The organism is Streptomyces sp. NPDC002868 (assembly GCF_055563295.1).
In genome coordinates this window covers 123851-142202 of record NZ_JBVHDR010000013.1, presented here as the reverse complement: position 1 = coordinate 142202, position 18352 = coordinate 123851, and the positions used below count along the sequence as shown (strand labels likewise).

The window sequence follows — 18352 nt, the reverse complement described above, 5'->3', positions numbered from 1 at the left end:
TCAGCGCCGCAGCTTGTAGCCGAAACCGCGGACCGTTTCGATCCGTTCGGCGCCGATCTTCGCCCGCAGACGCTGCACATGCAGATCGACGACGCGGGTGTCGCCGTGCCATGCGTGGTCCCACACCCGGCTGAGCAGGGTCCGGCGCTCCAGTACGACGCCGGGCGATGCGGCGAATTCGAGCAGCATCCGCAGTTCGGTCGGGGTGAGGGCGACCGGCTGTCCGGCGCGGTGTACTTCCATGCCGCGGGTGTCGATGGTGAGGTCCCCGAAGGTGATGCGGGTGGCCGCATCGGCAGCGCCGCCCGAGGGCGAGGGGGTGAAAGAAGCGCGACGCAGCAGGGAGCGGATGCGGGCGACGAGTACCGCGCTCTCGCAGGGTTTGATGACGTAGTCGTCGGCGCCCGCCTCCAGCCCTGATACGACGTCGAGGGAGTCGCCGCGTGCGGACATCATCAGGATGGGTGCCAGGCTCAGTTCGCGGATACGGCGGCACAGTCCGATGCCGTCGAGCTCGGGGAGCATGACGTCGAGGAGCAGCAGGTCCGGGCGCCGCTCGCGGAAGAGCTCCAGACCGGACAGCCCGTCGGCGGCAGTGGAGACGGTGAAGCCGTAACGCTCGAGGAGCATACGGACGGTGTTACGGATGACCTCGTCGTCCTCGACGAGCAACAGATGAGCCTCGGTGACACTGCCGGGCATGGCTGGGGCACTGGTCATTGGTCCGTCCTGGTCCGGGGGCTCGGCAGCGGACTCGACCCGGCGACGGACGGAGCCCGGTCACCGGTCTGGTCCTGTGGGACGGCTGCGGTGAGTACGTTGCCGTCCCACCGGTAACGCGTCGTGAAGCGGCCGTCGTTGCCGGTCGACGCAAGGACCAGATCGTGTCCGAAGGTCTCACCGGTGAGTCCGAAGGGGCCCCAACTGATCAACACCGGCCGCACGGCGGTACCGAAGGCCCGGTACACCTGAATCAGCGTCAGGCCGGCCTTCGGCTCATCCAGCGCGACGATCAGCTCGTCCCGCCCGTCCCCGGTCAGATCCCGGTATACGGGCGCACGCAGACCGCACACAGGGCCGGGACAGTTCTGCATGGCTTCCCTTACGAGCTGGGGCACGTTCGGGTCCTTCTCCAGCAGCTCTTTCACGGGTATCTGCTTCAGCCCGCCCGCGCCCACCTGGACATCCTTGATGCTCAGATACCGGCGGTCGGGGGCGGTGGGCTCGTTCGCGGGCGGGGTGGGCGGGGCGTACTGCGGCCACAGCGGCGAAGAACGGACGGGCGGCGACACCCGCGGCGCGACGCCCCCGTCCCGCGCCCCGGTATCGGCGGCACACCCGACGGGGCCAACGGCGGCCGCGCCGACGGCGAGTGCGGCGAGGGCGATTTGGCGGGGCCGCCTGCGGTGGTGGGGGCGGGTGTGGGGGAGGTGGGGCATAGGCGTATCAGCCTACCGGCGGAGACGGGAGTGGTGCCCGGGGGCGGGGGCGACTGCGCGTGGATCACGGCACCGCGTCAGACCTGGCGGAGCTTGCCACCTTGCTGGTGGGCGAGTAGCCACTCGCCCCTTCAGGTGATCGCGGCCTGTCACTTCGTCAGTCGTCGACGGGGCTGGCCACGATGCCAGCGTGATCAACAAGAATCGCGGCACCGCACGGAGCCGTCCGACGATGCTGTTCGCCCTGGTGCTGACGCTGCTCGCCGCGCAGTCGGCCGCCGCCGACGCCGAAGCGGACGTGGCCCCGCCACCCGCCGTCGAGCGCCGCGTATCGGCGTACCTGGACAGCATCCGCGACCAACCGGAAACGCTGGCCTCCTTCTTCCGCGAGTTGCCCAAGGGCGGCGACCTGCACAGCCACCTCGCCGGTGCGGCATCGACCGAGCTGCTGATGAACCTGGCGACGGCGGATGGTCTGTGCATCGAGAACGGCACTCAGCGGGCCCTCCCGCCGCCGTGCCCGGCGAACAGCCGGCCCGCCGTCGAGATGCGCACCGACGCCGCGTTCCGACAGCAGGTACTGCGGGCCTGGTCGATGCAGGACTTCACGCCGGGCGAGGAGTCGGGACACGACCACTTCTTCGCCACCTTCGGCAAGTTCTCCCAGGTGGCCCAGCGCCACCCCGGGGAGATGATGGCCGAGGTGTCGAACACGGCTGCCCGGCAGAAGCAGTTCTACCAAGAACTGATGGTCACCCCCAACGGCCACGGGGCCAACGCGCTCGCCGACCGGGTCGGCTACGACGCGAACCTGCTCCGGATGCACCAGAAGCTGCTCGCCGACGGTGCCATGGACCAGGTGGTGCGCCAGGCACAGACCGAAGCCGACCAGGGCCTCGCGGCATTCCGCGCCACCGCCCACTGCGACAGCGCAACGCCGGACCAGGGCTGCGCCGTGCCCTTCCGGTTCATCTCGCACGTCTCGCGGAACAGCACCCCCGAACGGGTCTTCACCCAGATGGTGCTGGCCATGGAACTGGCCGAACGCGACCCGCGGTTCGCCGCGGTGAACCTGGTGCAGCCCGAGGACGGAGCCGTCTCCCTGCGGGACTACAGCCTCCACATGCGGATGCTCGCCCATCTGCACCGCGTCTACCCGCGGGCACACATCACCCTGCACGCCGGCGAACTGGCCCCCGGCCTGGTCAAGCCCGAGGACCTGCGCTTCCACATCCGCGAGGCGGTGAACGTCGCACACGCCGAGCGCATCGGCCATGGCGTCGACATCCGGCACGAGGACGCGGCGGACGAACTGCTGAGGACCATGGCCGAGCGCCGTATCGCCGTAGAGGTCCCGCTCAGCAGCAACGACCAGATCCTCGGCGTCTCCGGCCCCGAGCACCCCTTCCCGCTGTACCGGGAGCGCGGTGTGCCCGTCGTGCTCGCCACCGATGACGCGGGGGTCTCCCGGATCACCATCAGCGACGAGTACCGGCGCGCGGCCCAGACGTACGACCTGTCCTACCGGGACCTGAAGGACCTGGCCCGCGCCTCCCTCGAGTACGCCTTCCTGCCGGGCCGCAGTCTGTGGCGCACCGTGGACGGCTACCGGCCGGTGCGCGAGTGCCTTGCCGGGCGCCCCGGGCAGCGCGAACCGGAGCCCAGCTGCGCGGCGTTCCTCGCGGCCAGCCCGAAGGCGGCGGTGGAATGGCGGCAGGAGGCCGCGTTCACGGCCTTCGAGCGACGGGTGCTCGCGCCGGCCCGCAACTAGGACCGGGCCGGCCGACTCAGGTCACCGGCGGATTCCGCCGGGCGGCGCGATGGGCTGTTTCACCGCGGTCAGCGTCGCGTAGACCACGACGTTGCCCTTGTAGCCGGTGCGCTTGGAGTAGCCGCCGCCGCAGGTGATCACCCGCAGTTCGGGCCGGTCGGAGCTGCCGTAGACCTTGTCGTCCGGGAATTTCTTCTTGTCGTAGACCTCCACGGCGTCGACGGCGAACACGGCTGTGCGCTTGTCTGCCCGGCTGATCTCGATGGTGTCGCCCTTGGTCAGGGCTCCGAGGTCGTGGAAGACGCCGGGGCCGGTGGGCGTGTCCACGTGCCCTGCGGTGACGGCCGTCCCTACCGAGCCGGGAGCCGTGCCATCGCCGTACCAGCCGGCAAGCATGGGCTTGTCGGCGGGCGGCGGCCGCACCGCCCCCGCCGCGTCGAGGCCAAGCCTTGTCACGGGGGCGTTCACGCCGATGGCGGGGACCCGAAGCCTGACCGGATCCGACGGGGGCAGCGGCCGGACGGCGGGGGGTGTGGCTGAGGCGGTGCCGCTGGGAGCGGGGCGTGCAGAAGTGGAGAAGGCCTGGGCCGCCGAAGGCTGCGGTGGCTGCTCGTCGCGTGCCCCGCTGATCACCAGCACGGTACCGGCCATCAGTGCGCAGGCCAGAAACCTGACTGAAAGGGTGGACGACTGTGGGGAAGCCCTGGTCTTGTGCCCTGTTTCCATCGCGGTTGAGCCTCTGCTTTCGCAGCGGGTGGAGTGGGGCCCTCACGGCCCCCGGATCGATGCGGTGTCCGGGGGCCGGTGTGGCGGGAGGCGGGCGGTCAGGTTCGCGTGCCGCTCAGGCGGCGGCGCCTCCTGACCACACCCCCGGCGGCGGCTCCGGCGAGCAGCACACCGCCCAGGGCGAACTGCGTACCTCTGTCCGTGGCCGGGCCGAAGCCGGCGTCTACCGCGCCCCTCGGCTCGTGGTCGCTGACCTGGTACGTATCGATGATCTTGATCCGAGGTGGGCACTTCACGGTGACTTTGTCGCTGCCGGGCTCGGTCCCTTCGGGGACCTCGAACTCCCCGGTGAGCACACCTTTACTGTCACCCTCGAAGAGGTGGAACGCCCCTCCCGCCTCCGACTCGCCCTTGCCATAGGTCACGTCCGGGCCGCAGGCCTTGGTACTGACGGTGACCTTGGAGCCCGGTGAGACGTTCCCGGGGCGGATGTGGATGCCTGCGTCATCGGCGACGGCGGCCGGGGCCGACAGACAGAGGGCACCGAGAACCAGGCCGATACCTACACCAGCACGTGTGTTACGCATGATGATCCTCCAACGGAGCAGTGTCCGGCCTGTCTGCGCGGCGCCTCTGCTGTGCTCCGTTCATGAGGCAACCGACAGTCCGTCACCACCGCAACATGACATTCGACTTATGTGTCACCCGGGCAGGCGAAGCGGCTGGTCTCGCTTGATCATTTACGCAGGTCACCGGAGCGGAGACCGTCTCAGTGAAGGAATCACCGGAAGGACGGCGAATGGGCGAGGGGCGTTCATTCGGATCACCGCGCGGACCAGAGGCAACTGCTTCGGGTGGTTGATGCACCGTTAGATGCTGTTGCACCGTCAGGGGACGGATACGAGGGCCGCACGGTGCTCTCGCCGGAAGCGGCCGGGGGCGACTCCGAACGTGCGCTTGAAGGCATTGGCGAAGGCGAATTCCGAGGTGTAGCCGACCTGTTGGGCCACGGTGGCGAGGGGAGCGTCGCCGTCCCGCAGGATGCGTGCAGCGGTACTCAGCCGCCACCAGGCCAGGTAGGCCATCGGCGACTGCCCGACGAACGAGGTGAACCGTCTGGCGAAGGCCGTTCTGGACATCCCGACTTCGTTGCCCAGCTCCTGCACCGTCCAAGGCCGCGCGGGCTGCCGGTGGATGTGGTTGAGCGCGGCTGCGACGGCCGGATCGGTGAGCGCTGCGCACCAGCCGGAGCCGGACCGGCGAGAGGCCTCTTCGTCCAGCCATGCGCGCAGCAGGTAGACCAGGAGAAGGTCCAGCAGAGCGGGCAGGGCAGCGTCCGCTCCCGGTCGGGCGTCCGTGAGGTCGGCGCCCAGCAGGTCGACGGCTGCGCGAAGGGCGGGGTGGTGGCCCGGCCGGGCGGGGATGTGGATGACCTCGGGGAGCGCGCGCAGGAACGGGTGCACCTGCCCTCGGTCGAGCCGGTAGGCACCGCACAGCAGGAGCGCTTCACCGGGTGCGGACTCGTGCTCCCCGTCGCCGAGGAAGCTGTCCTGCCTGCGGGCTTCCGGCTCGGGCGGCAGTTCTGCGGGTACACGGTCCGGGCTGCTGCTCATGCCGTGCATCGCTCCATGTGGCAGGAACACCACATCACCTGCGGTGAGCAGCCTTGGCGAGCCGTCCGGCGAGAGCATCCAGCAGCTGCCCCTCAGCACGATGTGGAATCCCGCCCCGGGGTACGGGCCGAATCGGTTGCCCCACTGCCCGCCACGTCGCGAGTGGGTGAACTTCGCACGGCCGATCCGCATGGTGGCGATGACGTCGCTGAATACGTCCATGGCGCAGAACCTATCGTGAAGCCGTGCATCGGGACGATGGCGTATCTTCTCGCGACTTCCACGCATAGGAAAGCCCGCTGCACCCTCCGTACGGTCGATGACAACACACCGGCACGCACACATGGAGGAAACCGGCCATGACCGCTTACGTCGTCATCGACCTCAATATCGCCGACCCGGAGGGCTTCCAGGAGTACATCGACGGGGTGACACCTCTCATCGACAAGGCCGGCGGCCGAAACCTGCTGATCGACAGCAACGCCCTGGTTCTCGAAGGGGACTGGCACCCGGCCACGTTGGTCATCCACCAGTTCGAGTCCACGGCGGTGCTCCAGAGATTCTGGGACTCCGCGGAGTACCAGCCGCTGAAGGAGCTGCGGCGCAAGTATTCGACAGTCAAGGTGGTCGCGGGGGAAGCCTGACACCTTGGGCCGCGTGGCGGACGGTGACGGTTCGAGATGCGGCGCCGTCCTCGCGGCTCAGGCCGGCGGAGCCATGCCCTGGTCGACGGAGACCGGGGAGGCTCCCGCTCCGGCACGCACCGCCTCCACGATGGACTGGTGGAGGGTGCGGCTGGCCTCTTCGGAGGGGCACGGGACGGGGCTGCCGGCCATGGTGTACCAGTCCGAGGCGCCGCTGAACTGAACGGCGATCTGGGCCTGGCTGTCGGACCAGGTGGTGTGAACGGTCAGGTCACCGCTGATCACACCGACCTCTTCGGTGAGGACGCCACCGGCTCCTGCGTAGATTCCGGTGGTCGTCCACGATGCCCAGGTCATGACGCAGGCCCTCACTGACGGTGGCAGAAGCTGAGTGTCGGCTTGCCCCCCGATTGCCGTTCTTCGAGTCTGACACCTGCAGGACCGGTTCGCGCGGTGATGGCGCCGGAGTGGCGACGATGGGACCGTGCGGTTCATCGCCGGTGCGGACGCCGCCTTCGGGCATCCGGACGCGGCGGGCACTCCGGACGAGGGGTATCAGCGGCAAGCACGACTACGACATTCGATGAATGCCTCAAGTGGCGCACCGTCAACTTCCCAGGGCCAAGCCGTGACCGTGGTTCCTATTGACTGGAAGACCTCTTTCGCGTCCGTCAGCCGGTTGGCTTTCGTCAGCACGAACGCGAGCAGATTCAAATCCGCGAGAGCTGCTGCATGACGCAGGAATCCGGGACTCGGCCAGCTCGTCAGCGCGTGGTCGAGGAGGGAGCGCTCACGGTGCTCATCCCAGTGTCGGCGTGCGGTGAGCGCTATCACTCCGCCCATGTCCACGGTTCGTTGGTAGCGGGCCAGACTCGCAGCGAGCTCCAGAGAGGCTATGGGGGATCCGGGCGGCGCAGAGGCTACGACGGCGTCGACGAACTGGACGGTGAGGACGTTCGACCCGCACTCCTCGGGAGAGCAGTAGCGGAGCATCTGTAGGTGTGCTTCGCGGTTCCAGGGGTGCCGTGCCATGACCTCACGCCAGGCTGGTTGTGTTTGGTGCATGGATGTTCGCAGGATCCGGCAGCAGCCAAGGATGGCCACCCAGGGCGCTGGGTCCGCGGGGAGGAGGTCGGCGGCACGATGACTGATGCCGATGACGGCTTCCGCGTCCGGGAGTGATCCGTTTGCGCGTGCCGTGGCGAGCTGAGCCCAGGCGTGGAAGAGGATGGCGTCCCCGTTGCGGGGCTGGCGGGATCGCCATTGGTCGGCGAGGACGACGGCGTCCGGCATGTTGGCGAGGACGCCGAGTCTGTGGGTACGTCTGTCCCAGTCTTCTCCAGCTTCCCGTAGCACCTGCTCTATGGGGTAGGTGAGAGCGCCTCGGTCGTTGGACTCGGCCAGGTTGTCGCCCTGGGCCGCTATCTGGGCTTCCACGTGCGCGATGGCTCGTGCGAGCTCGGTGTCGTCGAGTTCCGGCTGGAGCCTGGGACGGGACTGTCGTGCCCTGGTGCGGAACCGCATCGAAGAATCACGTCCTCATGAGATCCGTGGCAGCGCCGCAAGCCTGTGCCACTGCTCTGTGCTTCCGGCCGGTTCGAAGGTGTCGAGAGCGTGGAGTGCGGCTCCGAAGAGTCCGGCACTCGCCCCTAGGGGGGATATGTGTACGGGGGGTGCTGAGCGCCAGGCAAGCCCGTCCTGCAGCGTGCGCCGCACTGGTTCCAGAAGGTGGTTGCCCGCTCCTGTCATTCCTCCGGCCAGCACGATGAGTTGGTGATCAAGCAGAACAGTCGAGGTGACCAGAGCGCGCCCCAGAGCGTTCATGCCTTCCGTCCAGATGCGGTCTGCCGCTTCGTGGCTGCCCAGTTGGGCGACCACATCGGCTGCGCCGTCCGCGGTTCCCCCGGCTTCTCGGTAGCGGCGCACCAGTGCGCAGGCAGCGGCATAGGCTTCGACGCAGCCCTGCTGCCCGCATGCGCATGGCTCGCCGTCGGCGAATACCGGGATGTGCCCGAATTCTCCCGCGATTCCTTGGGCGCCATGCACGATCTTTCCGGCGGTGACGATGCCGGCCGCGACGCCGGTGCCCAGTACGACAACGAGCACTTCATCGATCCCGGCCGCGTGGCCGAGACGGAGTTCCGCGAGACATGCGGCCCGTACGTCGTGCTGCAGGGTGACAGGGACCGTGAGTTGTTCCTGGACGGCGCGGGCGAGAGCAACATCACGAAAACCCAGATTCGGTGCGAAGTGCACGATGCCGGTAGTGCTGTTGACAAGGCCCGGGGCGCAGATTCCGACGGCTTTGGTGTCGACTCGTGTGAGTGCGCCGGCGGCGTCCGTGACGGCGTCAGTAACTGCCCGGGGACCTTGTCGAACGGGGGTGGGGAGCCTCAGGGTCTCCTCGACTCCCCCCTGTCGGTCGAGTCGGGCCGCCTTGATGGTGGTGCCGCCGAGATCGACGGCGACCACGCTCGCGTGCTGGTCCATCAGTACCTCTGTGATGCCGGCTCGTGCCGTGCGAAGGCGGGCAGGGAGCTGCGGCTGGTGGGTGCAGTCCGGGACGGCGGAGAAGTAGTCATGAGCCGTTCTTGATCATTCCGTGGAAGGTGTCCTGGACGGTGCCCTGGGCGGCTTCGGGGCTGTGGGCCCTGAGTGCGGCGGCGGCCATCTGCCGGCACTGCTCACGCGTGAGGCCGGCGATCTGGTCCCGTACGGGAGGGATGGAGCGGGCCGCCATGGAAAGGCTGGTCACGCCGAAGCCGGTCAGTACGGCTGCCAGAAGCGGATCGCTCGCGGCTTCTCCGCACACTCCGACGGGGCGATCGAGTTCGGCCGACGCGGTGCACACCTGCGCGATCAGATCGAGCAGGGCGGGCTGCCACGGATCAAGAAGCGTGGCGAGAGCGTGAGCGGTTCGGTCGGCGGCCAGTGTGTACTGAGCCAGATCGTTGGTGCCGATGCTGACGAAGTCGACGTGGCGCAGGAGGTCTCGTGCCCGCAGAGCTGCTGCGGGCACTTCGATCATCACGCCGACGCCGGTGACTCCGTGGCTGCGGGCCAGGCCGGCGAAGTGTTCGGCTTCCTGGGCGGTGGAGACCATCGGGGCCATGACCCGCATCTGCGCACCGACCTGCCGCTGGGCCAGTACCAGTGCCTTGAGCTGGGTTTCCAGCGTTACGGGAAGGCAGGCGGCGACACGCAGTCCGCGAATGCCCAGAGCCGGGTTTTCCTCCTGGGGCAGTCCGAGGAACGGCAGCGGTTTGTCCGAGCCGGCGTCGAGAGTGCGCACGGTGATGGTGCGCCCTGTGAAGGGAGCAAAGGCCTGGGTGTAGGCCTCGACCTGTTCGTCGAGGGTCGGTGCCTCGCGCCGGCCGAGGAACATGAACTCGGTGCGGAAGAGGCCCACTCCCTCACTGTCTTCGGCCGCTGCCTGCGTCGCGTCGGCGAGTGTGCCGATGTTGCTGAGGAGCGCGACGGGGTGGCCGTCTGCGGTCTTGCCCGGTCCGTTGGTACGCCATCGGCGCGCTGCCTGGGCCCGCATCCGGCCTTGCGCCTCGCGCCGTCGGGCGGATGCAGGATGTACTTCAACGGTGCCCGCGGAGCCGTCGAGTATGACGGGTGCGCCGTCGGGCAGCGTGGATGCTTCGGCGCAGCCCACCACGGCGGGCAGGCCCAGGCTCCTTGCGAGGATGGCGGTGTGACTGGTGGGTCCTCCCTTCTCGGTGAGCAGTCCTACGACGTCACTGGTGGCGAGGTTTGCCGTGTCCGCCGGCGAGAGATCCTCGGCGGTCAGGACGAAGGGGTGGCCCGGCTGTGGAATTCCGGGCATGGGCACCTCCAGCAGGACGGCCACCGCCCGGTTGCGGATGTCGCGCAGGTCGGCCACGCGCTCGGCCATGTAACCGCCGAGCGCTTCCAGTTGGCGGCAGTAGCCGTCGATGGCGAGAGTCACACTGTGCGCGGTGGGCACGCCCCGGGCGATGTGTCCGGCCGCGGCCTTGACGAGTTCGGGGTCCTGGGCCATGGCCGCGCCGGCTTCCATGATGGTGCCCGCAGTGCCGCCGGTGCCCGCGCGGGTCAGCTGGTCGGCGACTTCGGCCATGGCCTGCCGTACGCGCTGGACTTCGTGGTCGTGGTCAATGCCGGGCAGCTGGTCGGGATCCGTGGTCACTGGAAGTGTCATGCGCATCAGCGGGGCGCATGCCAGACCAGGGCTCACGCCGCAGCCCCTCGTGGTGGTCGTCACGGTCACGCGTCCAGCTCCGAGCTCAGCATCTCGGCCAGGTGGTCCAGTACGGACTCAGCGCCGTCGCCTTCCGCGGTGAGAGTGATCTGCTCCCCGAACTGCACTCCGAGCGTCAGGATGCCCAGGAGACTGTTCGCGGCGACCGGGCCCTTGCCGTGAGTCGCGAGAGTCACGGGCACAGCCGCTTGAGCCGCAGCTTTGGAGAAGGTCGCGGCAGGCCGGGCGTGCAGGCCGCTGCGGGAACCGAGGAAGACGACGCGCTGCGCCATGAAGAGAGTCCTTTCAAGGAGAGAGAACGGTGAGGGGGCTAGGCCGCGGCCCGGATCTGGCGCTCTTCCTGTGGCTCAGCAGGTTCGTCCTCCCGGCCGGGGGTGCGCAGGTTCCATCGGCGGATGACGAACCGGAACAGCAGGTAGTAGATGACGGCGTAGGCGAGGCCGATGGGAATGAGCAGCACGGGGTTGGTGGCCTTGCCCCAGTTGAGGACGTAGTCGATGAGGCCTGCGGAGAAGGTGAAGCCGTCATGGATGCCCAGGGCGTTGACCAGGGCCAGTGAAGTGCCGGTCAGGACCGCGTGGATGAGGAAGAGCGGCCAGGCGACGAAGAGGAAGGAGAATTCCAGCGGCTCGGTGATACCGGTCAGGAAGCTGGTGAGTGCGCCGGACAGCATGATGCCGCCCACGATCTTGCGCTTCTCCGGCCGGGCTTCGCGCCAGATGGCCAGGGCTGCGGCCGGAAGGGCGAACATCATGATGGGGAAGAACCCGGTCATGAAGATGCCGGCGTCGGGGTCGCCTGCGAAGAAGCGGTTGAGGTCGCCGTGGGCGTTGCCGTAGTCGCCGAGGATGAACCACACCAGCGAGTTCAGAATGTGGTGCAGGCCGAGAGGGATCAGCAGCCTGTTGGCGGCACCGTAGATGCCACCGCCGATGACGCTGTTCTCCGTGACGCCATTTCCGACCGAAGTGAGGCCGCTGTTGAACACCGGGTAGATCAGGCTCATCAGGACGCCGACAACGAGCGCGGCCACAGCGGTGAGAATCGGCACCAGCCTGCGGCCACTGAAGAAGCCGAGGTATGGCGGCAATGCGGTCCGGTAGAAGCGCTGCCACAGGAACGCCGAGAGCAGCCCCATCACGATGCCGCCGAGCACCCCGTAGTTGACCAGGGCCTGCGCTCCTGCCGCGTCTTTCTGCCCTTCCAGTACGAAGGGTGAAATGGCGGTGAACACGCCGTCGAGAACCAGGTAGCCCACGAGCGCGGCCACAGCTGTCGAGCCGTCCGCCTTCTTGGCGAAGCCGATGGCGATGCCCACAGCGAAGATCAGGGGCAGATGTGTGAAGAGAGCGCCGCCCGCGGCGGATATCACTTTCGCTGCTTCCTCCATGCCGGAGAAGCGGCCCAGCACGTCGTCCTGACCTAGCCGGAGGAGAAGCCCGGCGGCCGGGAGCGTGGCGATGGGCAGCATCAGACTGCGGCCCAGTCTTTGCAGTCCCGCCAGGCCAGTACGGCGGGCGGGAGCGGTGGAACTCGTACTCATGACGACCTCGATGTGCAGGAGGGACTGAGAGAGCGGGATGAGCGGCCGAAAGCGGCCGGAGCGGGAGATCCCCGAAGACCACTGGACAGTACCGGTACTATCTGGTCATGACCAGTTGAGTTGCAGCATGGCCCGGCATCAGGAGTTGTGTCAACCGTCACGGCAAAGTCACGGAGCGGACGCACTTGCAGGGCGGTAGGGCAGGGGGCGGTGCATACTGGTTACTACCAGTTGCAGAAGTGATGGCCGAGCGCCATCGGAGGATCAAGGGTGGGAATGGCATGGCCAAGCCGCAGCAGATCGCCTCGAATGCCATGTTGCCCAAGCATGCGCAGTTGCGCGCCATCTTGGTCGACATGTGCACGAATCAGCTGTCGCCCGGGGATGCCCTTCCCAGTGAGCGCCAGCTCTGCATCGATCACGGAGTGAGCCGCGTAACGGTGCGCGAAGCCCTCAGCCAGTTGGTGGCCGAAGGCCTCGCGGTGCGCGTGCACGGCCGGGGTACGTTCGTGGCGGAGCGGGCCTACCGCTCTGAGCTGCGTCTGGCGTCCTTCCATGAGGACATGCGCAGGCTGGGGCTCGAGCCGAGCACCGTGATCCTTTCCGTCGGACGGGACGCACCCGCGCCCGCCACGGTCACAGCCCTGGAGCTTGGTCCGAACAAGGATGCCTGGCATGTGCGACGACTCCGGCTGGCCAATGGCACGCCGATCTCGGTCGATGACGCCTGGTACGACGCCGAACTTCTGCCTGACCTGGACAGCGTCGACTTCACGTCTTCGATCTACGAGACGCTCGCCGTCCAGTACGGCTACCCGGTGGACCGCGCCGAACAGATCGTGGGGGCCGGCCGCGCGCCCGCGGAGATCTCCACACTGCTGGGCATGAGCAAGGGTGGTTCGGTCATGACCTTCGACCGCACCTCCTACAGCGGCAAGCAGCCGATCGAGCACACCTACTCCTGGTTCCGTGCCGACCGGTACCAGCTCCACATGACGCTCGCCGACCGCTAGAAAGTCCGCTGCGGTCGGTGTGCGACCGGGCTGATCAGCAGGTGTTGGCGTTCCGTGGGCGGGCCGCTCCGCATCCTTGCTTGGAACATTGATTGTCATGTACGCGACATGACTGCCTTGCGGCCTGGGTCCTCGCGTATTGCGCGGCCCCTCCCGCGGGAGGTACCTTCTGGTTATAACTGGTTATTACCAGCAAGCGAGGAGAACTCCCTTGTCGAAAGCACAGCAGATCGTCGATGGACTCGGCGGGGCCGAGAATCTGCTCGACGTAGAGGCATGCATTACACGGCTTCGCACTGAGGTCAGGGACGGCGACGCCGTGGATGTCGCAGCGCTGAAGGGGTGTGGCGCGCACGGTGTCCTCGTGTCGGGAAATGTGGTCCAGGTCGTAGTGGGGCCTGAGGCTGACACGCTCGCCGAGGACATCAAGGAACTCCTGTGACACTCACTGTCTACTCGCCCCTGGGCGGAGAGATCACTCCGCTCCTCCGGGTACCGGACGAAGTCTTCGCCTCCGAGCTCGTCGGGTCCGGCCTGGCCGTGGACCCGGTGGGCACGGGCGGGCCGTGCGTTGCGCAGGCTCCCATCAGCGGAAAGATCGTGAAGCTGCATCCCCACGCGTTCGTGGTGCAGGCCGAGGACGGGACCGCGGTCCTTGTGCACCTGGGCATCGACACGGTGCGCCTGGACGGTGAGGGCTTTCATGCACACGTCTGCGAAGGCGACAGCGTCGAAGCAGGTCAGCAGGTGATCACCTTTCACCCTGACGCTGTTCGCGAGAGGGGCCTGTCCGTGATGTGCCCCGTGGTCGTCCTGGGCTCTGAGCCAGGCTCGGCGAAGCCATGGGCAGAATCGGGGGTCGCAACAGCCGGCTCGATCCTGTTCACCTGGCCCACCTCATGACCGGCATCGACGCGAAGGCCGACAATGACGTCCTCGCCATGGCCGACGCCGTCCTGCTGGACATGGACGGAACCCTCGTACAGAGCGAAGCCGTGCACCGCCAGTGCTGGCAGCTCTTCTTCGACTCCTGGGGCGTTGACGTCGCAGACACGGAGTACGAGGAACTGTTCATGGGGCGCAGGCCCAGCGACGTGATCGTTGAGGTTGCCGGCCCGTGGTCCGGCTCGGATGTGGCCAGCGCTGTTGGGATCATGACCGAGCACGCGGTCCAGCTCGTGAGCACCGTGCCCGTCGTGCCGGGCGCCCGGGACCTGCTTCGCCGACTGCACGGCTTCGGCATCCCGATTGCTGTGGTGACCAGCGCGGGCGCTGTGTGGGCGGAGCGGATCCTGACGGACGTCCTGGGGGTGCGGCACCTGGTGGATGTCGTGATCTCCGCGGAGGCGGTCGCGGACGGAAAGCCGTCGCCCGAGGGATATCTCAAGGCGTGCAGCAGCCTGCGCGTCCCTCCCGAAAAGTGCGTGGCATTCGAGGACTCTCCCTCTGGCGTCCGCGCACTCATTGCCGCAGGTGTGCGGGACGTCGTCGGTGTGACGACCACGACCGCCGGAGCAGACCTCATGCGGGTCGGAGCTCGCTGGGCTTTGCCGGACCTCCTTCCCGACCGAGTCCTGTCCGCCCTCGGCCAGCAACAGCACCAGCTGCACACCGGCCACGACCAGGAGGTCGAAGCACCATGACACAGCTCGACGTTGCAGTAATCGGTGCCGGTTACATCGCACGCACCCACCTGCCCGCCTGGACCGGCCTGGGCGCCCGCGTCCGGATCTTCGCCATGGACGATCAAGCGGCCTCTCTGGCCGGTGAATTCGGCGCGACCCTGGCTCCTTCGCTGCAAGACGCCATCGCCGGCGCCGCAGTGGTCGACATCTGTACGCCTACCAACACTCACAGGAGCATCGCGCTGGAGGCTGCCGAGGCAGGGGCTCACATCCTGTGCGAAAAGCCCCTGGCCCTGTGCGCCGGCGACGCCCAGGACATCGCCGAGGCGGCCGCACGAGCCGGTGTTCGGCTGTACCCCGGTCACGTCGTACGGTTCTTCCCCGCCTATGTGCGGCTCCGTGAGGCAATCAGCGCAGGACAGTTGGGACAGGTAGCCGTTGCCCGGTTCACCCGCACCGGCCGGTATCCGACCTGGAGCCCATGGTTCGCCGACACGTCCCAGTCCGGCGGAATCCTGACGGACCAAATGCTTCACGACATGGACATCGCGCGCTGGCTCTTCGGCGACGTGGTCCGAATCCATGCCACGCAGCGAGGCCATCTCACCGCGCCGGCCCCGGAAGGAGCCGTAGCCACAGGCAGCGCCACCCTCACTCACGCCTCCGGCGTGATCTCACAGGTCTCCGGCGTTTGGGGGCCTGTGGCCACACCGTTCCGCTACACGTTCCACGTCGCGGGGTCGAACGGAACGATCTTCCACGACTCCCAGGCGCATCTCGGGTTGCGCGTAACCGGCGGGGGCGGCGGAGAAACAGCAGGTATCCCCACCGGTGACTTCGGCGAGGATCCCTTCGCCGTTGAGATCCGCGAGTTCGCTGCGGCATTCCAGGGCGGCCCGCCTCCGCGAGTGAACGCCCTGGACGGCGTCGCGGCTGTCCGCATGGCCGAAGCCGCCCGCCTGTCCGCGGTGACGGGCAAGGCCGTCCACATCGACGCTCCGGCCCTCCTGCTCACCGAAGGAGTCACGTCATGAAGGTCGCCGTACTGTCCTTCGCCCACGTGCATGCCACCGCCTACATTCAACTGCTGCGAGACCGGCAGGGCATCTTGCTGATCACCAGCGACCCCGACAGCCCGCCGGACGATCCCACCCGCGGCAGGACCCTCGCCAGTGAACTCGGGGTGGCCTACGCGGACAGTTACGACGACGTCTTCGCGCTCCGCCCCGACGCCGTCGTGATCACCAGTGAGAATGCCAAGCACCGGTACCTGGTCGAACGCGCTGCAGCCGCCGGTGCTCACATCCTGTGCGAGAAGCCGCTGGCCACAACCGAAGAAGACGCCCGGGCCATGATCGACGCCTGCACGCGCGCCGGCGTCAGCCTCATGACGGCCTACCCCGTACGGTTCAGCCCCGCCTTTGCCGCGCTTCGCCAGTCACTGGCCGACGGCTCCGTCGGCAACCTGCTCAGCGTGAGCGGGGTCAACAACTCCTCCGACCCTTCCCTGGAGCGTGCCTGGTTCGCTCGCCCCGGCCTCTCCGGCGGCGGAGCGGTGGCGGACCACACCGTGCACATCGCCGACCTCCTGGATGTGCTCCTCGAAGGTGAGCAGCCGGCCCGGGTGTACGCGCAGGCCAACAGGCTGCTTCAGTCGGACGGCGACACCGCGGGCGTCGAAAGTGCGGGGGTCGTCACCCTCGAATACCCCAGCGGAGTCGTCGCCACCGTGGACTGCAGCTGGAGCCATCCGCCCGAGCACCCCACATGGGGCGGCCTGACCATGACGTGCGTCGGCGACCGTGCCATCGTCGAGTTCGACGCTTTCCCCCAGCTCCTCGACGGATTCGATTCCGCACAGGCCCGCCCCCGCTGGGAGCCCGGAGGAGCAGACCTCAACCAAGCGATGCTCGAAGCCTTCCTCGAGGCCGCCCGCACCGGCCGACAGGCTCAACCTGACGGACAGTCCGGCCTGCGCACGCTCCAGATCGTTCTGGCCGCCTACCACTCGCTCGCGACCGGCCAACCTGTCGCCCTGCGATCGAACGAGTTGTGTACGTAGTCCGCTTACGCATATTCACGGATGCTGATGTGAACTCGCAGGCGCGAGGATCAGCATCCGATCTGAAGGGGGAGGGCGATGATTGCTTACTCGGGCCTGGGGTGTCTGCCCATCGCACTGCTGTCCGCCGTGTTGGCTGTCTGGTTCTGGATCATCGACGGGAGCGACGGCGACTGGGCTACCGCCTGCCTTGCCGCGGTTCCGATCGTCCTGGTGCTCGGTCTGATCAATCTGCTGACGGCCTCGTCCGTCAACCGCGCGGAGGTCCCGGGACGCGATTTCGCCGTGTGGACCTCCCGGCACCGGTCCGGCGGTACGCCTCTGCAGAGTTACTCGCCCTACTTCTTGGGGATGGCCGGTCTCTTCTTCGTCGGCTGGACGGCCCAGTGGGTGCATGTGCTGGTCGCGGTTGCCGAGTACGCCGCTCTGACCGCGGTCTACTACATCGTGCCGGAGCTCCTGCGGCGCCCCGCCAAGGCCGTCACCGTCGCGCAGCGCCGGCAGTTCGCGCAGGCTCGCGGCTGGGCGTTCAGAGACCGTCTGCCGGATCTCGCCGGGCGGTGGACGTCCGGCCCCATGCAACGCCTGTCCACCAACGCGGCCGAGCTCTTGAACAACCCGCCCCAGGCGAAACTCCGTGGCCACTTCGCCGTGATGTCCGGCACCCATCAACGCGTCACCTTCACGATCGCCGATGCCTTCGAGCCCGTGCCCTTCGCACCATTCCGGGCGTGGCAGCAGCTCCATGTGACCGTCTGCGCCGTGCACTTGGACATCGTCTTCCCGTCCATTCGGATCGCGCTGCGCGGCACGGGCACCCGACGCAATCGGCACACGGTCGAGGTCGACACCCTGCGGCCGGACTTCGCCGAGGCGCTGGTCACGGAGGAGACCACCGCGGCGATGCTGGCCGCAGGGGTGATGGAGTGGTCGATTCAGGGCAGGGACGTACTCGTCGTGCTGAGGGACCAGCCGGACGACACAGAGGACGGCGATAGGGAGGACGAGCCGGCCGACCACGATCTCGATGCGGTCCGTGCGGTCGAACGCCTCACCGCGGTCATCTCCCGGCTGCCCACCGACCTCGGCCCGTGGGCCGACGATGCCGTACCCGACCTGCCTCTGCCCGGCTAGGTCCTGTCCGCGGGAGGACGCGTTGCCCACAGAGGGTGCAGTTCCGCCCAGTGGGTGACCCCGCCGGCGTGGGCCACGGTGCCATGTTGAGTTGCGACGGCGGTGACGATGCAAATGCCGCGGCCGTGCTCATCGTGCAGCCCTTCGGTTCGCTGCTTATGCATCGGCCCGCCGTCGGTGACTTCGATTCGAAGGATGCCGCGTCGGCAGGTCACTCTCAGCACGGCGGGTGGCAGTGCATGGGTGACAGCATTGGTGACCAGTTCGGAGATGACCAGGAGAGCATCTTCGACTACGTCCGGTGACATGTTCCAACGGGCAAGGAGAGCGTCGACACGTCGGCGTGCACGCCCGACGTCCCGGGCGGCGTGGATATCGGGGCACATGAACTCGCGGTCATCGGTATCGACAGCCGGTGCGTTGATTGCCATGACGACCTCTATTTCCCAGTAGCTGTGCGCGTCGCCGGGCCTTTTCTCCTTGGCGGCACTGGCACTACCGAACCTTCTGGTAATAACCAGTTATTACCAGACTGA

21 protein-coding genes are annotated in these 18352 nt (G+C 67.7%); 9 read left to right on the top strand and 12 right to left on the bottom strand.

The window, feature by feature from the left end:
- Both cseB and ACZ3H8_RS32225 read right to left on the bottom strand, forming a co-directional pair.
- Positions 1-720 carry a two-component system response regulator CseB gene (gene cseB, locus ACZ3H8_RS32230; protein ID WP_467407820.1) on the bottom strand — a complete coding sequence of 240 codons (720 nt, stop codon included), beginning with the start codon at positions 718-720 and terminating at the stop codon, positions 1-3.
- Positions 717-1439 carry a hypothetical protein gene (locus tag ACZ3H8_RS32225; protein ID WP_467407819.1) on the bottom strand — a complete coding sequence of 241 codons (723 nt, stop codon included), beginning with the start codon at positions 1437-1439 and terminating at the stop codon, positions 717-719. Before ACZ3H8_RS32225 ends, cseB begins: the two co-directional genes overlap by 4 nt.
- A gap of 232 nt (positions 1440-1671) precedes the next feature.
- Between ACZ3H8_RS32225 and ACZ3H8_RS32220 the strand changes: the two genes are divergently transcribed.
- Positions 1672-3210 (top strand): adenosine deaminase family protein, encoded by a 1539-nt coding sequence (locus ACZ3H8_RS32220; protein WP_467407882.1) that lies wholly within the window; start codon positions 1672-1674, stop codon positions 3208-3210.
- Positions 3211-3231: 21 nt separating this feature from the next.
- Here ACZ3H8_RS32220 and ACZ3H8_RS32215 read toward each other — a convergent pair whose 3' ends face one another.
- From ACZ3H8_RS32215 to ACZ3H8_RS32205, 3 genes are all read right to left on the bottom strand, one after another.
- On the bottom strand, positions 3232-3861 hold the full coding sequence (locus tag ACZ3H8_RS32215) for a class F sortase (protein WP_467407817.1): 630 nt from the start codon (positions 3859-3861) through the stop codon (positions 3232-3234).
- A 173-nt stretch (positions 3862-4034) separates the two neighbouring features.
- Positions 4035-4523 carry a sortase gene (locus ACZ3H8_RS32210; protein ID WP_467407816.1) on the bottom strand — a complete coding sequence of 163 codons (489 nt, stop codon included), beginning with the start codon at positions 4521-4523 and terminating at the stop codon, positions 4035-4037.
- A 300-nt stretch (positions 4524-4823) separates the two neighbouring features.
- Entirely contained in the window at positions 4824-5771 is a 948-nt protein-coding gene (locus ACZ3H8_RS32205; RefSeq protein ID WP_467407815.1) for an AraC family transcriptional regulator, read from the bottom strand.
- Between the two features lie 137 nt (positions 5772-5908).
- Between ACZ3H8_RS32205 and ACZ3H8_RS32200 the strand changes: the two genes are divergently transcribed.
- Entirely contained in the window at positions 5909-6193 is a 285-nt protein-coding gene (locus ACZ3H8_RS32200; protein WP_467407813.1) for a DUF1330 domain-containing protein, read from the top strand.
- A gap of 57 nt (positions 6194-6250) precedes the next feature.
- On the opposite strand, the gene ACZ3H8_RS32195 is transcribed toward ACZ3H8_RS32200, so the two are convergent.
- The 6 genes from ACZ3H8_RS32195 to ACZ3H8_RS32170 all read right to left on the bottom strand — a co-directional run bounded on the left by ACZ3H8_RS32195 (position 6251) and on the right by ACZ3H8_RS32170 (position 11982).
- Entirely contained in the window at positions 6251-6550 is a 300-nt protein-coding gene (locus ACZ3H8_RS32195; protein WP_467407812.1) for a hypothetical protein, read from the bottom strand.
- A 198-nt stretch (positions 6551-6748) separates the two neighbouring features.
- Positions 6749-7717: a hypothetical protein gene (locus ACZ3H8_RS32190; protein WP_467407810.1), complete on the bottom strand. Its 969-nt coding sequence runs from the start codon at positions 7715-7717 to the stop codon at positions 6749-6751.
- Between the two features lie 15 nt (positions 7718-7732).
- Positions 7733-8683 (bottom strand): ROK family protein, encoded by a 951-nt coding sequence (locus ACZ3H8_RS32185; RefSeq protein ID WP_467407808.1) that lies wholly within the window; start codon positions 8681-8683, stop codon positions 7733-7735.
- Positions 8684-8771: 88 nt separating this feature from the next.
- On the bottom strand, positions 8772-10415 hold the full coding sequence (ptsP, locus tag ACZ3H8_RS32180) for a phosphoenolpyruvate--protein phosphotransferase (RefSeq protein WP_467407807.1): 1644 nt from the start codon (positions 10413-10415) through the stop codon (positions 8772-8774).
- A 29-nt stretch (positions 10416-10444) separates the two neighbouring features.
- Positions 10445-10711, bottom strand: coding sequence for an HPr family phosphocarrier protein (locus ACZ3H8_RS32175; protein ID WP_467407805.1), 267 nt, complete (start codon positions 10709-10711; stop codon positions 10445-10447).
- 38 nt (positions 10712-10749) lie between these two features.
- A complete protein-coding gene (locus tag ACZ3H8_RS32170; RefSeq protein WP_467407804.1) occupies positions 10750-11982 on the bottom strand; it encodes a PTS transporter subunit EIIC in 1233 nt (410 codons plus the stop codon).
- Positions 11983-12263: 281 nt separating this feature from the next.
- On the opposite strand from ACZ3H8_RS32170, the gene ACZ3H8_RS32165 reads away from it, so the two are divergent.
- From ACZ3H8_RS32165 to ACZ3H8_RS32135, 7 genes are all read left to right on the top strand, one after another.
- A complete protein-coding gene (locus ACZ3H8_RS32165; RefSeq protein ID WP_467407802.1) occupies positions 12264-12995 on the top strand; it encodes a GntR family transcriptional regulator in 732 nt (243 codons plus the stop codon).
- A 211-nt stretch (positions 12996-13206) separates the two neighbouring features.
- Positions 13207-13437 (top strand): PTS sugar transporter subunit IIB, encoded by a 231-nt coding sequence (locus ACZ3H8_RS32160; protein WP_467407801.1) that lies wholly within the window; start codon positions 13207-13209, stop codon positions 13435-13437.
- Positions 13434-13898, top strand: coding sequence for a PTS sugar transporter subunit IIA (locus ACZ3H8_RS32155; RefSeq protein WP_467407799.1), 465 nt, complete (start codon positions 13434-13436; stop codon positions 13896-13898). The genes ACZ3H8_RS32160 and ACZ3H8_RS32155 overlap by 4 nt, the downstream gene beginning before the upstream one ends.
- Entirely contained in the window at positions 13895-14638 is a 744-nt protein-coding gene (locus ACZ3H8_RS32150; RefSeq protein WP_467407798.1) for an HAD family hydrolase, read from the top strand. Before ACZ3H8_RS32155 ends, ACZ3H8_RS32150 begins: the two co-directional genes overlap by 4 nt.
- Positions 14635-15654 (top strand): Gfo/Idh/MocA family protein, encoded by a 1020-nt coding sequence (locus ACZ3H8_RS32145; RefSeq protein WP_467407797.1) that lies wholly within the window; start codon positions 14635-14637, stop codon positions 15652-15654. Before ACZ3H8_RS32150 ends, ACZ3H8_RS32145 begins: the two co-directional genes overlap by 4 nt.
- On the top strand, positions 15651-16682 hold the full coding sequence (locus tag ACZ3H8_RS32140) for a Gfo/Idh/MocA family protein (RefSeq protein WP_467407795.1): 1032 nt from the start codon (positions 15651-15653) through the stop codon (positions 16680-16682). The genes ACZ3H8_RS32145 and ACZ3H8_RS32140 overlap by 4 nt, the downstream gene beginning before the upstream one ends.
- Before the next feature lie 78 nt (positions 16683-16760).
- Entirely contained in the window at positions 16761-17816 is a 1056-nt protein-coding gene (locus ACZ3H8_RS32135) for a hypothetical protein (protein WP_467407794.1), read from the top strand.
- Here ACZ3H8_RS32135 and ACZ3H8_RS32130 read toward each other — a convergent pair.
- On the bottom strand, positions 17813-18247 hold the full coding sequence (locus ACZ3H8_RS32130; protein ID WP_467407793.1) for an ATP-binding protein: 435 nt from the start codon (positions 18245-18247) through the stop codon (positions 17813-17815). The genes ACZ3H8_RS32135 and ACZ3H8_RS32130 overlap by 4 nt on opposite strands.
- Positions 18248-18352 lie beyond the last annotated feature (105 nt).

Coding starts and splice junctions, on each gene's coding strand:
- ACZ3H8_RS32190 (WP_467407810.1), bottom strand. CDS start 7,717: ATGCGGTTCCGCACCAGGGCACGACAGTCCCGTCCCAGGCTCCAGCCG.
- ACZ3H8_RS32130 (WP_467407793.1), bottom strand. CDS start 18,247: ATGGCAATCAACGCACCGGCTGTCGATACCGATGACCGCGAGTTCATG.
- ACZ3H8_RS32195 (WP_467407812.1), bottom strand. CDS start 6,550: ATGACCTGGGCATCGTGGACGACCACCGGAATCTACGCAGGAGCCGGT.
- cseB (WP_467407820.1), bottom strand. CDS start 720: ATGACCAGTGCCCCAGCCATGCCCGGCAGTGTCACCGAGGCTCATCTG.
- ACZ3H8_RS32165 (WP_467407802.1), top strand. CDS start 12,264: ATGGCCAAGCCGCAGCAGATCGCCTCGAATGCCATGTTGCCCAAGCAT.
- ACZ3H8_RS32175 (WP_467407805.1), bottom strand. CDS start 10,711: ATGGCGCAGCGCGTCGTCTTCCTCGGTTCCCGCAGCGGCCTGCACGCC.
- ACZ3H8_RS32145 (WP_467407797.1), top strand. CDS start 14,635: ATGACACAGCTCGACGTTGCAGTAATCGGTGCCGGTTACATCGCACGC.
- ACZ3H8_RS32225 (WP_467407819.1), bottom strand. CDS start 1,439: ATGCCCCACCTCCCCCACACCCGCCCCCACCACCGCAGGCGGCCCCGC.
- ACZ3H8_RS32140 (WP_467407795.1), top strand. CDS start 15,651: ATGAAGGTCGCCGTACTGTCCTTCGCCCACGTGCATGCCACCGCCTAC.
- ACZ3H8_RS32185 (WP_467407808.1), bottom strand. CDS start 8,683: ATGGACCAGCACGCGAGCGTGGTCGCCGTCGATCTCGGCGGCACCACC.
- ACZ3H8_RS32170 (WP_467407804.1), bottom strand. CDS start 11,982: ATGAGTACGAGTTCCACCGCTCCCGCCCGCCGTACTGGCCTGGCGGGA.
- ACZ3H8_RS32220 (WP_467407882.1), top strand. CDS start 1,672: ATGCTGTTCGCCCTGGTGCTGACGCTGCTCGCCGCGCAGTCGGCCGCC.
- ACZ3H8_RS32135 (WP_467407794.1), top strand. CDS start 16,761: ATGATTGCTTACTCGGGCCTGGGGTGTCTGCCCATCGCACTGCTGTCC.
- ACZ3H8_RS32215 (WP_467407817.1), bottom strand. CDS start 3,861: ATGGCCGGTACCGTGCTGGTGATCAGCGGGGCACGCGACGAGCAGCCA.
- ACZ3H8_RS32200 (WP_467407813.1), top strand. CDS start 5,909: ATGACCGCTTACGTCGTCATCGACCTCAATATCGCCGACCCGGAGGGC.
- ACZ3H8_RS32150 (WP_467407798.1), top strand. CDS start 13,895: ATGACCGGCATCGACGCGAAGGCCGACAATGACGTCCTCGCCATGGCC.
- ACZ3H8_RS32210 (WP_467407816.1), bottom strand. CDS start 4,523: ATGCGTAACACACGTGCTGGTGTAGGTATCGGCCTGGTTCTCGGTGCC.
- ACZ3H8_RS32205 (WP_467407815.1), bottom strand. CDS start 5,771: ATGGACGTATTCAGCGACGTCATCGCCACCATGCGGATCGGCCGTGCG.